Annotated in this window: 11 protein-coding genes; 5 read left to right on the top strand and 6 right to left on the bottom strand. The window is 69.8% G+C overall.

The annotated features are described in order from the left end of the window. The first annotated feature begins 55 nt into the window (after positions 1 to 55). Genes H295_RS0140180 through H295_RS0140195 form a run of 4 tightly spaced genes read left to right on the top strand, consistent with a single transcriptional unit; the run spans position 56 to position 4,725 of the window. Complete coding sequence (locus tag H295_RS0140180) at positions 56 to 889, top strand: alpha/beta fold hydrolase (RefSeq protein WP_020141015.1); 834 nt, start codon at positions 56 to 58, stop codon at positions 887 to 889. Between the two features lie 19 nt (positions 890 to 908). Further along, positions 909 to 1,814, top strand: coding sequence for an alpha/beta fold hydrolase (locus H295_RS0140185; protein WP_020141016.1), 906 nt, complete (start codon positions 909 to 911; stop codon positions 1,812 to 1,814). Further along, positions 1,811 to 3,340 (top strand): FAD-dependent oxidoreductase, encoded by a 1,530-nt coding sequence (locus H295_RS0140190; RefSeq protein ID WP_020141017.1) that lies wholly within the window; start codon positions 1,811 to 1,813, stop codon positions 3,338 to 3,340. The genes H295_RS0140185 and H295_RS0140190 overlap by 4 nt, the downstream gene beginning before the upstream one ends. A gap of 59 nt (positions 3,341 to 3,399) precedes the next feature. After that, positions 3,400 to 4,725, top strand: coding sequence for an amidohydrolase family protein (locus H295_RS0140195; protein ID WP_020141018.1), 1,326 nt, complete (start codon positions 3,400 to 3,402; stop codon positions 4,723 to 4,725). Positions 4,726 to 4,738: 13 nt separating this feature from the next. Here H295_RS0140195 and H295_RS0140200 read toward each other — a convergent pair whose 3' ends face one another. The 6 genes from H295_RS0140200 to H295_RS0140225 all read right to left on the bottom strand — a co-directional run bounded on the left by H295_RS0140200 (position 4,739) and on the right by H295_RS0140225 (position 11,933). Next, entirely contained in the window at positions 4,739 to 5,359 is a 621-nt protein-coding gene (locus H295_RS0140200) for a TetR/AcrR family transcriptional regulator (RefSeq protein WP_020141019.1), read from the bottom strand. A gap of 153 nt (positions 5,360 to 5,512) precedes the next feature. Further along, on the bottom strand, positions 5,513 to 6,445 hold the full coding sequence (locus H295_RS0140205) for a helix-turn-helix domain-containing protein (RefSeq protein WP_020141020.1): 933 nt from the start codon (positions 6,443 to 6,445) through the stop codon (positions 5,513 to 5,515). Between the two features lie 255 nt (positions 6,446 to 6,700). After that, positions 6,701 to 7,786: a 2,3-butanediol dehydrogenase gene (locus tag H295_RS0140210; protein WP_020141021.1), complete on the bottom strand. Its 1,086-nt coding sequence runs from the start codon at positions 7,784 to 7,786 to the stop codon at positions 6,701 to 6,703. Between the two features lie 74 nt (positions 7,787 to 7,860). Beyond that, a complete protein-coding gene (locus tag H295_RS44375) occupies positions 7,861 to 9,210 on the bottom strand; it encodes an MFS transporter (protein WP_020141022.1) in 1,350 nt (449 codons plus the stop codon). 30 nt (positions 9,211 to 9,240) lie between these two features. Beyond that, entirely contained in the window at positions 9,241 to 9,774 is a 534-nt protein-coding gene (locus tag H295_RS0140220) for a 2,4'-dihydroxyacetophenone dioxygenase family protein (protein ID WP_020141023.1), read from the bottom strand. 407 nt (positions 9,775 to 10,181) lie between these two features. Further along, entirely contained in the window at positions 10,182 to 11,933 is a 1,752-nt protein-coding gene (locus tag H295_RS0140225; protein ID WP_020141024.1) for a glycoside hydrolase family 6 protein, read from the bottom strand. A gap of 867 nt (positions 11,934 to 12,800) precedes the next feature. On the opposite strand from H295_RS0140225, the gene H295_RS0140230 reads away from it, so the two are divergent. Continuing rightward, positions 12,801 to 13,042: cellulose binding domain-containing protein (locus H295_RS0140230; protein ID WP_199788679.1), on the top strand; the 242-nt coding region annotated here is incomplete at its 3' end.

The raw sequence follows: 13,042 nt of genomic DNA on the forward strand, positions 1-13,042 counted from the left end.
CGACGCTCGGGGCCCGCACTTGACACGACCATTTATCGGTAACAGTGTATCCGTTATGAGTTCCTGGTCTGAGCCGCAGTCCGATTCCCGGTTCGTCGCGGTGGACGGTCTCCGCGTCCACTACAAACGCGCCGGACAGGGCCCGGCACTCCTGCTCCTGCACGGCAGCGGTTCGTCGCTCCAGCACTTCGACCGTGCGACGGACCTGCTGTCCAGGTCGTTCGACGTGATCCGCCCCGACCTGCCCGGGTTCGGCCTCACCGGCCCCCGCGAGGACCGCGACTACCGGATTCCCGCGTACGCCGCGACGATGGCGGCCTTTGTTGCGGCACTGGGCGTGGAGCACTACGCGGTGGCCGGCAACTCGCTGGGCGGCAACATCGCCTGGAACCTCGCACTGGACCACCCCGAGCGGCTGACCGGCCTGGTGCTGGTCAATGCCACCGGATACCCGGAGAAGGAGATGCCCGCGGGCATGCGCCTGACCCGCAACCCGCTGTTGCGGCCGGTCCTGCGCCGCGTGATGCCGCGCGGCGCCATCGAGCGCAACCTGCGCGCGAACGTCGGCCCGCACTCGACGATCGTGGACGACGCCATGGTGGACCGGGCCTACGCGCTCATGAGCCGGCCCGGGAACCGCTCGGCGTTCGTCGACTTCTGCAACACCGACCAGCCCGACCGCAGCGCGCAGATCCCCCGCATCGGCGTGCCCACGCTGGCGCTGCGCAGCGCGGGCATCGACGGCCAGCACTTCGCCCGCGACATCCCCGGCGCGCAGGAGCTGGTGCATCCCCACGGCGGCCATCTGCTGCCGGAGGAGGAACCGCAGTGGGTCGCCGACGCGATCACGACGTTCCTCGCCCCCCTCACCGACACCCCCGCACACTGAGGCCTGGAGGCCCGTTCCCATGAAGTACTTCGTCGCAGCGGGCGAGGACCGCCGGCTCACCGCCGACGCACGGCAGGAACTGCCCGGCAGTTTCATCGAGCTGTCCGACGGCGTCACCCACTACGAACTGAGGGGCCCCGAGGACGGCGAGCTCGTCGTCATGGCCGGCGGGCTGACCATCCCGCTGTTCTACTGGGACAGCCTCGCCACCGAACTCAACGCCCGCGGACTGCGGACCCTGACCTGCAGCGCGTACGGCCGCGGCTATTCGGACCGGGTACGGACGCGCTACGACGAGACCCTGTTCGCGCGTCAACTGGCCGAGCTGACGGAGCGGCTCGGTCTGACGGGACGGCCCCTGCACCTCGTCGGCACGTCCATGGGCGCGCTGGTCGCCATGACCTACGCCGCCGAGGACCCCGCGACGGTGTCCACGCTCACCGTCGTCGGCCCCGCCGGGCTCGCCGAACCCCGGCTGACGTCCCCTCACCGGCTGCTGCGCAACGACCTGCTGGCCGGCTTCGTCGCCCGGCGGCGCGGCCGTCAGATACTCCAGGGACACCTCGGACACAACGTCCGCGACCCCGAACTGGGCGCGGAACTCACCGAGATGGTCCTCGACTCGTTCCGCTTCGAGGGCTCGCTGTACGCGGTCTTCGACACGCTCCAGCACCTGCCGGTCTCCGGCCGGGACGCCCTCTTCCGGCAGACCGGGGCTCTGGGCATCCCGACGCTGCTGCTGTGGGGCGACGAGGACGCGGTCACGCCCCTGGCGCACTTCGACACGGCGCGCACACTGCTGAGGCCCCGGCACCATCACGTGATTCCCGAGTGCGGTCACATGGCCTCGTTCGAACGCCCCCGTGACGTGGCCGATCAGATCGTCCCGTTCGTGGCGGCGTGCACCGAAAGGCTCGACTCATGAGCGGCCCGCAGCCCATCGACGTCCTGGTCGTCGGCGCCGGTCCCTCGGGCTCCGCGCTGGCGATCGACCTGGTACGGCGAGGACTCGTCGTACGGATCGTCGACAGGTCTCCGCACGCCTTCGACGGCTCCCGTGCCAAGGGCGTCCAGCCCCGCAGCCTCGAAGTCCTGGAGGACCTCGGTGCCTTGAAGGACGTGCTGGCCGGCGGCAGCGTCTACCCCAGGCTCGGGATCCACGCGGGACCGCTCGCCGTGCCGTGGAGGATGTTCCCCCACAAGGAGGCGACCTCGGACGTCCCCTACCCGAACACCTGGCTGATCCCTCAGTTCCGCACGGACCGCGCCCTGCACGCACGGCTCGCCGAACTCGGCCGCGATGTCGAGTTCGGCAAGGAACTGACCGGGCTGACGCAGGACGAGCACACGGTGGTCGCCAAGGTGGTGGGCGCGGACGGGGCCGAGGAGATCGTCGCCAGTTTTGTCGTGGGCGCCGACGGTGGCTCCAGTGCGGTGCGCAAGCAGCTCGGCATCGGGTTCGTCGGGACGACGCACGAGAGCGACCGGATGCTCATCGTCGACGCCTCGGTGACCGGTCTGGCCCGGAACCGCTGGCACATGTGGCCCGGCCTGGGCGGCAAGTTCGTCGGCGCCTGCCCGCTGCCCGACAGCGACATGTTCCAGTGGATGATCCGTCTCGCGCCGGACGAGGAACCGCCGTCGGAGAAGGACCACATCCTCCGGCGGATCCACGACCACACCCGCGACCGGCGCATACAACTGCACGACATCCACTGGACGTCGGTGTTCCGGCCCAACATCCGCCTGGCGGAGAGCTACGGCCGCGGACGGGTCTTCCTCGCCGGTGACGCCGCGCACGTCCACACCCCGGCCGGCGCCCAGGGCCTGAACACCGGCATGCAGGACGGGTACAACCTCGGCTGGAAGCTCGGTCAGGTCCTCGCCGGAGCGGACCCGGCACTGCTCACCACCTACGAGGCCGAGCGGCAGCCCATCGCCGCCGGGGTCCTGGGCCTGTCCACGGAGAAGTGGGGCGGCCTCGCCAAGCTGGATCCGTCGAGCATGAAGCGCGGCAAGGACGAGCAGCAACTCGCCCTGACCTACTACGGCGGCCCGCTCGCCCCGGCCGACGGCACACGCACCGAGACCCTGCGCGTGGGTGACCGCGCCCCGGACGCCGAACTGCGCGGACCGGACGGAGCCGGGGTCCGGCTCCACGAGGTCCTCCACGGGCCGCACTTCACCGCTCTCGCCTACGGCCCCCGCGCCGCCCGTGACCTCGAACGCATCGACTGGCCCACGACGGGCGCCCAGCTGAAGCGTCTCGCCGTGGGACCGGCAGCCGTGGACGGCTCCGCCTTCTCCGACGCCGACGACACGCTGCGGCGGTCGTACGGCCTGACCGGCGACACACTGCTGCTGATCCGGCCGGACGGCTACATCGGGCACATCGCCACTTCGGACTTCCTCGCCACCACGCAATCCGCCGCGCGCGCAATGACGCCGTAGCCAAGGAGCCGCACCATGATTCAGCCGAGCCGCAGCAACCCCGCCCGGGGAGCCACCGTATGAGCCGCGTACTGCTGCGCGGAGCGCGGGTCGTCACGATGGTTACGGGCCGACCCGACGCCGAGCACCTCGACATCCTCGTCGACGGCGACCGCATCGCGGCCGTCGACGAGGGCATCGACGCCTCGGACGCCGAAGTCGTCGACCTCTCCGGCCGCATCGTCATCCCAGGGCTGGTCAACGCCCATCTGCACACCTGGCAGACGGCACTGCGGTCCGCGGGCGCCGACTGGACCCTGGTGCAGTACCTCACCCACCTCCACGGCGAGTGCGTCGGGCACTACACCCCGGCCGACATGCACATCAGCAATCTGGTGGGGGCTCTGAACCAGATCAACTGCGGTACGACCACGGTCGGCGACTGGTGTCACAACGTCCTGTCGCCCGAGCACGCCGACGCAGCCGTCGAGGGCCTGGCCCGGGCCGGTATCCGGGCCGTCTTCCTGCACGGCACTCCCTACCGGTCGCCGGACACACCCCACCCCCTCGCCGAGATCGACCGGTTGCTCGACGGACCCGTGCGCGATCATCCCCTCCTCACCCTGGGCATGGCACTCCAAGGGCCCCAGTACTCCTCGCCCGACACCGCCGTCGCCGACTTCCGGGCCGGCGCGGAACGCGGTCTCGTCGTCTCGATGCACCAGAGCGGCGGAGCACCCTCGCCCGGCTGGGAAGCCGTGCGGGACGCCGGGCTCTTCAGCCCCCTGACCAACGTCGCCCACGGGATCGACCTGCCCGACGACTGGATCAAGACGCTCATCGAGGCGGGCGTCACCTTCACCACCACCCCGGAGAACGAACTGGGCCAGGGACACGGCACCCCCGTCACCGGCGCCCTGCTGCGCCAGGGGGCGGCCCCCTCCCTCGGGACGGACATCGACACCGCCGTCCCCGGCACGGTGCTCACCGCAGCCCGCATCGCCCTGGCCCATCAACGCTGTCTGGACCACGCCCAGCACCGGCAGTCGACCGGTATGCACGCCGACACCGCTTCGATCACCGCCAAGCAGGCACTGGCCTGGGCCACGGTCGAAGGGGCCAGGGCGCTCGGCCTGGCCGACCGGGTGGGCCGTATCGAGGCGGGCATGCAGGCCGACCTGGTCGCCGTCGACGCCCGGGCACTCAATCTGTGGCCGGCACACGACCCCGTCGCCACGGCCCTGCACGCCGACATCGCCAACATCGAGGCCGTCATGGTCGCCGGCACCTGGCGCAAACGCGATCACGCCCTGCTCGCCACCGGCCTCGACGACCTCGGACAGCAACTCCTCGCGTCCGGCGAACGCCTGCTGAGCCATGTCCGACCCACGGCCTCCGCCGCCTGACGGGCAGCGACAGTCAGGCCCCGCGCAAGCGCTCAAGCCCGCTGAGGAGGAGTTCGAGGCCGAAGGAGAACTCCTCCTCGATCGGAACCGGCATCTCGGAGGCGACAGCGAGGGTGGCCGGGAACAGGTCCGGATCCACGCTCCGGAAGGCGGTCGCCGCCTGTGCGTCCGCGGCGGCCGGACCTGCTCCCTCGTGCCTGTTGACCTGCACGGCGAACCCGAGAACATAGCGGGCCAGCGTCGCATACGCCTGCGCGGCCGTCCGCGGCGGAAACCCGCTCTCGAGCAGCAGCGCCACACAGCGCTCCCGCAGTGCCATGGCGTTCGGCCCCAGCGGAACCTGCTCGACCAGCAGGCGAGCCGCGTTCCCGTGCCGGGCGAGGGCGTCGAACATGGCGTGCGCACCCGTGCGCAGTGCCTGCTGCCAGCCCACCGAGGACAGTTCGTCGGCGTCGAACGCCACGAAGCCGAACATGCGGTCCACGACATGGGCGACCAGGTCCGCCCGGTTGTCGAAGTGCCGGTACAGCGTCGCCGTACCCGATCCCAGACGCTGGGCCAGCGTCCGCATCGAGAGCGCGTCGGCGCCCTCCTCGTCCACGATCTGCAACGCGGTGGCGACGATGCGCTCCAACGGAACGGGCGGCCGCCCCGGAGAACGCCGAGCCGTCGCGGCGCCCGTTTGGGCACGACCAGGTTCTGCCACGGGACGTCTCACTCTCTCCACTCGACCAGCGCCATAACAGCAACACCGTAGCCGATTCGACACCTCGACGGAGCCGCAGCTCTAGAGGACGAACGGACGCGTCTCCCCCGGGGTGCAGCCGAAACGGTCCCGGAAGACGCGGGTGAAGTGAGCCTGGCTGGCGAAGCCCCACCGGTGGGCGACCTCGGCGATCGTCAGATGGCGGGAGGCCGGATCGGCGAGCACCTGCCGGGCCCGGGAGAGCCGCTGTTCGAGGATGTACCGGGAGGGGCTCACCCCGGTCGGCTGGAAGATACGGCTCAGGTGCCGGGCGGACACACCGATCGCCTCGGCGACCCGACCCGCGCTCAGCCCGGGATCGGCGAGGTGCCGGGCCATGTAGTCCTTGGCCACCTCCAGTTGGGAGACCAGGGCGGGCGACGCGGAACCGCCCAGCTGTGCCGCCGCCAGCGTACGGACGAGGTCCAGCACGGTGGCCTGGGTACTGACCGGGCTCACGCCGCGCTGCCCCGTGACGTATTCGGCCAGCACGGCCTCCAGGGCAGACGCCTGGGCTCCTTCGGCGGCCGACCCCCTGCCGAGCAGTATCGGCGCGGACACCTCGTCGGCCGTGCATTGCGCGGCGAACACCTCTCGGGGGATGTCCACGAGCAACTGACGCATGGGGGACGGGAATCCGAACAGATACGGTCGTCGTGTGTCGTAGAGGATCAGGTCGCCCGGCTGGAGACTGACGCAGCCGTCCTCGTGGAAGAAGACCCCACAGCCCGCCGTCAGCACGGTGACGAAGATCGAGTCCTTGGGCAGGGACCGACAGGTTCGTGGGCTGCGTTCGATGATGTGCTCGTTGCCGGCGATCTCGGCCAGCCGTAGGTCTCCCAGCTCCAGGTTCGTCTGGGTGGCCACCAGACCGTGTCGCGAGTACGTCGAACAGGTCAGACCCACGAGAGCCCGTCGGTTGTACTCCTCCCAGAAGCCGATGCGATCCACCGGATCGATCGGTTCCGTGGACACGCGGGAGACAATAGGCGCGTTCACCTGAATCTCCTTTCCGGCCCACGGTGGTGCAGGGCCGCCCTGCCCCGTGGGGGCAGGGGGCTGTCGCGGCCGCTGGGCCGACCCTCGTGCTCCGCCGTGCGGGACCGCCGGAGTGCCTGGTGCTGCTTCGAGGCGAGGCTACCGGCCGGTGCACTGCTGCGTCACTGGTCGCGCACGGAGCCCGAACCCCGGATTCCGGTCGGGGCCCGCCTTGCGGCTCACTCCGGGCGTTCACGGTGCGCCGGCGGCCTCGACCCCTCCTCCCGCGGCGGGGTCGACAAGAATTTTGATCTGGTCTCCCGGGCCGTCCAGCAGCGCCCCGAAGCCGTCGCGGACCAGGTTGTCGAGGGCGATCGTCGAGGTGACGAGCGGTGACAGGTCGAGCCCTCGTTCCGCGACGAGCCGTATGAGCTCTGGATAGGTGTCGCGGTAGCCGACGCTGGCGACGATCGACTGCTCGTTGTTGACGAGCGCGAAGGAGTCCAAGGACACCTCCTGGGCCAGACCCACCAGGACGACCCGCCCGCCCCGCCGCGTCGCGTCCAGGCAGGTGCGCAGGGTGCTCCCGGACCCGACCACCTCGAAGGCGACATCGACGCCCTCGCCGTCGGTCAGTTCACGGACCCGATCCCCCACCCCCTCCTCCAGGCGGGCGTCGACCAGATCGGTCGCGCCCAGTGCGGCGGCGCGGTGCAGCCGGGCCGGCGAGACGTCGACGGCGATGATGCGCCGCACCTCGCGTTCCACAGCGAGCCGCACGGTGAGCAGGCCGACCGGGCCGAGGCCCACCACCGTCATGGTCTCGGGTGTGGTCCCGGCGCGGCGCAGCGCGTGCAGGGCGACCGACGCGGGTTCGAAGAGCGCGGCCTGTTCCAGCGACACGTTCTCCGGCAGGCGGTGTGCCATGTAGGCGGGGACGGCGGCGTACTCGGCCATGCCGCCGTTTCCCATCAGCCCCGCGAATCCGAAGTGCCGGCAGATGTTGTACTCACCCGCCCTGCACCGCGGGCACTGCCCGCACCGGTAGTTGGGTTCCACGGCCACCCGGTCACCGCTCCTCAGACCGGTCACCGACGGCCCGAGCGCCACCACCGTGCCGCAGAACTCGTGGCCGAGGACGAGCGGAGCGGTGGCGCCGGAGGCCGGATGCGGCTCGACGACGGGGATGGCGTGCGGCCCGTCGGCGTATTCGTGCAGGTCGCTGCCGCAGATACCGCAGTACGCGACCTCGATGAGCACCTCGCCTGGCCCGGGTGCGGGTACGTCCACCTCGGATATGCGGACGTCCTTGGCTCCGTGCCAGACGGCGGCGCGCATACGCTGCGGACCGGGAGCGCTCGTACGCCGCGTACCGGGGGCGTGGATATCCTGCGTGCGGCGCGGCTCGGCGCTCATTCGGCCGCTCCCGCAACCAGGGCGTCCGGTCCGAGCGTGGCTGCGGTCCGCCGGGCCCGTCGGCGCAGCACCCGGGGCGCGGTCTCCCGCAGGCCCAGGGACAGCACGGCAACCACGACGGCGCCGCCTGCGGACATGAACATGGCCGTCTGCAACCCCCAGGCGTCCGACGCGCGCCCGGCGATCACCGGGGCGAGGAAGCCGCCAGCGAGTTCACCGACTCCCATGACCAGTCCGAGGGCGGTGGCCAGCGCGCCGCGGGGCACCGTCTCGGCGGGGATGGTGGCCATGAACAGGGTGAAGCAGCCGAGTCCGGTGTAGGTGAGCACGACGGCCACGCCCAGCAGTACCGGATCGCTGACATAGACCATCGCCAGCGGGCACAGGGCCGCTGTGGCGGAGAAGGCGATCATGGTCGGTTTGCGGCCGATGCGGTCGGAGACGGCGGGGGTGAGGAAACCCCACAGCACCCATCCGACACCCAGGCAGGTCATGACCCCGCTCATGGTGCTCGGGGAGAAGCCTTTGACGTTCAGCAGGTAGGAGGGGGTGAAGGTGATGATGACGATGAACCAGGTGAGGAAGCAGCAGGCCACCGCCATGCACAGGACGATGTTGCGATGCCTCAGAACCTCCCGCACGGACGGCTTGGGACCCACTGCCGCGTCGGGCCCGCCCTCACCGCCGTCGGCGACGGCCTGGACACGGCCGCCGGGCGGCACTTCCCTGACCGCCTTGGCGATCCAGGCCGCGATGAGCAGGCCCGGCACGATCGTCACGAGCAGGGCCGTCCGCCAGCCGTGGGCCTCGGCGACCCACACCACCACCAGCGGGGCGAGTATCCCGCCCATCAGACCTGCCGAAGAGCCCTGCAGCAGCCCCATGTTGAGACCGCGACGGCTCTCCCGGGAGGCCTCCACCATGAGTGACTGGGCCAGCGGCAGCACGGCTCCCTCCGCCACGCCCATCAGGGCCCGGGCGAAGAGCAGTCCGAGGAAGCCGGTCATCAGGCCGCCCGCGGCGGAGAAGCAGGAGAAGAGGACCACGGCGGCGATCAGAATGGGTTTGCGTCTGCCGAGCTTGTCCGACAGACGGCCGGCGACCAGCCCGGACAGGGCCCAGGTGAGGGCCAGCACCCCGGACAGCGTGCCGAGTTCGGTGTTGGAGAGGTGGAAGTCCTTGCCGATGTAGGGGGCGAGGAAGGGCAGTGCCTGGCGGTCGAAGAAGACGAATCCGAAGGCCAGGAAGAGGACCAGCAACAGCCGGTTCTCATAGCGGTGTGCGTCTCCGTCGATGAGGACGGGTGCTTCTGCGTCGGGCCGGACCCGGGTACGGATACGTGGCATCGGAACCTCGTGCGAGCGGGGGACCCGGGATCACCGGAAGAGGGAGTTGACGTAGTCGGCGCCGATGCCGACCTTGTCGTAGTGGTTCCGGCACAGCTCGATGTAGTCGTGGACGTCGAAGTAGCCGACCGTTCCGCCGTCCTCGTCCAGCCAGATCAGCGGCCCCTTGACGATGAAGAACGCCTTCATCGGCTCATCGCTCTCGTAGGCCACCAGCGTGTGTCCCTCGCCCGGCGCCTCGTAGACGAAGTCACCGGCCTGGGCGGTCCAGGGCCGCTCCAGGTAACCCCACTTGCCGGAGATCGTGTACGCGAAGACCTCATGCGGGTGGTAGTGCCGGTTGACGAGCCCGGCCTGCCTGGCGCAGAGGATGTCGGCCCAGGAGTTGTCCTTGACGTTGATCCACAGCGGGCGCGATCCGACGGTCTCGCTGAGCGGCGCGTAGTACCGCTCGTCGTCGGTGGCCACCTGGGACAGGTACACCTCCGGCTGGGCATCGGGCTTCACCGAGTCGGTGATCGGCTTGAGGCCCTTCCAGAATTCCGAGCTGGCTTTCTCGGGCATGTTGCGGCTCCTTTCATCGAGGTGGCCGCCAGTGAACCTCCAGAGCCGAGCCCACGTCTTTCCCGTGGGAGACGTGCCGGATTGCCTGTTTGGGACATGCGCGCGGAGTTCGGCCACGGGGGATCCGAGCTGCAGCGACGCATCAACTGGGGCGCGGACAAGGCCACTCGCGTGCTCCGCGGGTCGGCCTGTCCGTTCACCAGGGACACTTGAGAGACGACGGCCGGCCCGACCTCGCCCCAGCTGATGCACCGGGGCCGACTGCCAGTCCGTGCGCCATGGTGCGCGCGCCTCAGCCTTTCGACATGGCCGGAGACCGGGCCGGTCACGCCTTCGGGAACAAGTCGGCCCGCCGGGGCCGCAGTCGAGGAAAGGCCGGGGCCCCGGCGGGTCACCGCGTCAGGGGATCATGACAGCGGCGGGTAGGCGTTCTGCATCAGCTGCTGGAACTGGGCGGAGAACCAGTGACCGGCCAGCGGTGCGTTCGGCAGCGCCCCGGTGGGGTTGTTGCCGTTGCGGGCGTTGCCGCCGTACGTCGGGTCGCACATGCGGTCGAAGCCCTTGCCCTCGTCGTTCGGGACGGCGGCGCTGTTGCCGTCGGACTCCCCCGGCGGCTTGACCCACACGTAGGCGTCGACACCGGCTGCGGGGGCCGCGGTGGGCCGCTGGCCGATTCCGGCACCGCTCTGGTTGCACCAGTTGCCGGCGTGGATACGCCGGTCGATGCGGCCGCCGTCGACATAGGCGTCGACGGAGGTCTGCGGGCCGGGGCCGGCGGGCCGTGCGGAGCCGCCCCAGCCGTTGCGCGAGGTGTCGATCAGCATGCCGAGGCCGGAGTCGAACCCGGCGGCGACCAGCTTGTCCCGCAGCCCGAGCGCGAACGACTGCTCGTCCACGTACTGGTTCCAGTCGACCCACTTCGCCTGGCGTATGGTCTGCCCGTTCACCATGTCGGTGACCTTGACGTTGGGCTCCTTGACCGGGCTGTAGTTGGCGGTGTTGACGATGAAGCCGGTCACATCGCTCACACTCGCCCCGTTGGTCGTGGCGACCTTGTAGAACTCCTGCACCGACGGGCCGAGGTTGCTGTCCCAGCCCAGCCAGCCGTGGTGGCCGGCGTCGATGTAGTTGTAGACGTTCGCGAGGGCACCGAGCCTGTCGAGCGCGTAGGAGACGCCCTTCTCGTAGTTGCCGTTGCTCTTCATGGTCACGCACGCGTCGGTGGTGGTGTTGGTGCCACCGGCGTTGGTGACCAGGTTGGGCAGCGAGTCGGGTTCGATGACGGTGGCGATCCGCAGGCCCGCGTACTTCGCGTCGGACAGGATCGAGGTGATCGGGTCGATGTACTGGCTCTTGTACTTGTCGAGGTCGTTCGGCCCGAGTTCGCCGTTGGAGGCGAGCGCGGCGCAGTCGCGGCCCGGCAGGTCGTAGATGACCAGCTGGACGACGAGCTCTCCGCTGCCCTTCTGCTTCAGGGCCTCGTCGAGGTGGGCGCGCAGGCCCATGCCGCCGTTGACACCGTTGATGGCGGCGATACGGTCCAGCCATACGGCGGTGGGCTGGCTGGAGATGCGGCTGCCGCCCGGTTCGGCGGCCGCCTTCGCGGACCACTCCGGGTTCACATAGACCTTGGCGCCGACGTAGGGGTTGGCGGCCTTGGGTCCGCCCGGGCCGGGATCGGTCGGTCCGGGATCCGTCGGTCCCGGATCCGTCGGCCCCGGGTCGGTGGGACCGCCACCGCCGTCGACGTTGCAGGTCACCCCGTCAAGCGTGAACGTGGCCGGGACGGCGTTGGTCCCGCTGTAGGACGCCTGGAAACCGAAGCTCGCCGAACCCCCGGTGGGGAGCGTGCCGTTGTAGCTCTCGTTGGCGGCGGTCACGGACCCACCGCTCTGGCTGACCTTCGCGTTCCAGCCATTGCTGATCCTCTGGTTTCCGGCGTACGACCACTTCAGCGACCAACTCGACTTGGCCGGGCCGTTGTTGGTGATCGTGACCGCGGTGGTGAAGCCGGTGTCCCACTGGTTCTGCACCTTGTAGTCCACCGTGCAGGGGGCGGCCGCCGTGACGGCGCCGGCCGGCGCCGAGACGAGTGCGGCAGCTGAGGTTCCGCTGAGCAGCGCGAGCGCTGCGAGCAGTGAGGTCTTGGTGCGACTCATGATGAAGGGGTTCCTTCTGGTTGGAGGATTTCTCCGCTGGTTCGGCGCGCGCGAAAGCCGCACACCTGGCTGGGTACTGGATGCGACGCGGCGTCACGGCCGGAGGCCGAGGAGAACTCGGGGCAACGGCTCATGGGGTGACCGGGCTCCCTGGTCAGGGGAGACGCGGAAGACGCGATGGGAGCGCTCCCCATCCGGCGGTCAAAGGGTAGGACCGCCGCTGATCCTGCGTCATGGCGTCGTCGGCGCGGTAACGGGACCGCTCAGGCGGCTGGGGTGCCTGAACGGATCCCGCATCCCTCGCAACGAGGCTTGCCCGACCGTCGCTCGTGGCGCAGTCGTCGGATATCGACGGCAAGCCGTCAACTGCTGCTTTTGCACTGGGTGTTGCTCTTGGCACTGCTCCTCGAGAGCTGCGGCCCCTCGGGCCGGCGACAGCGCGTTTCCGCCGCACGACGGCGCAGGCCACCCGGCGCAGGGCACCCGGAGGCCGGTACAGGGGGCGACCGCGACCCGCGACCCGCGACGCCATCAAGACGCCATGAGGACGCCATGAACACGTCGCCGACCTGCGGTGGCTCTGAGAAATGAAGGTGGGGGGTCTCGCATGAGCGACTCCTGGAAGAGTGACCTGCCGTGACCGGCGCGTCAACTGCTTGGAACCGCTCCCACTGGTGCGAAGGAAGGTAGCGCCAAGTTGCACGCTTGCCCAGAGGTACGGCTGAACTTCCTTTGAACCAAACCCTTTCGTGTCTTCGACTCTTCAACCTCCTTGACCGCAAGCGCCCTCCTCCCCATGATGGGAGCGCTCCCACTGACCAAGACTTGTCCTTCCCCATGCTTTGAGCCGCTTGGAGGAACCAGTTCATGGATCCTGGACGCAAACGCAGAACCCTCCGACGGGTGTGGATCGCCACGGCAACCGCCTTGGCCCTGCCCCTGTCGCTGCTGGCCACGGGCGCAACGACCGCACAGGCAGCCGCAGTTCAGTGCAGCGTCGACTACAAGACGAACGACTGGGGCTCCGGTTTCACCGCGGACCTGACGATCACCAACCGCGGCACGGACGCCATCAACGGCTGGACCCTGACGTACGGCTACTCCGGCAA

Source organism: Streptomyces sp. 351MFTsu5.1 (assembly GCF_000383655.1).
In the GTDB taxonomy this organism is placed as follows: domain Bacteria; phylum Actinomycetota; class Actinomycetes; order Streptomycetales; family Streptomycetaceae; genus Streptomyces; species Streptomyces griseorubiginosus.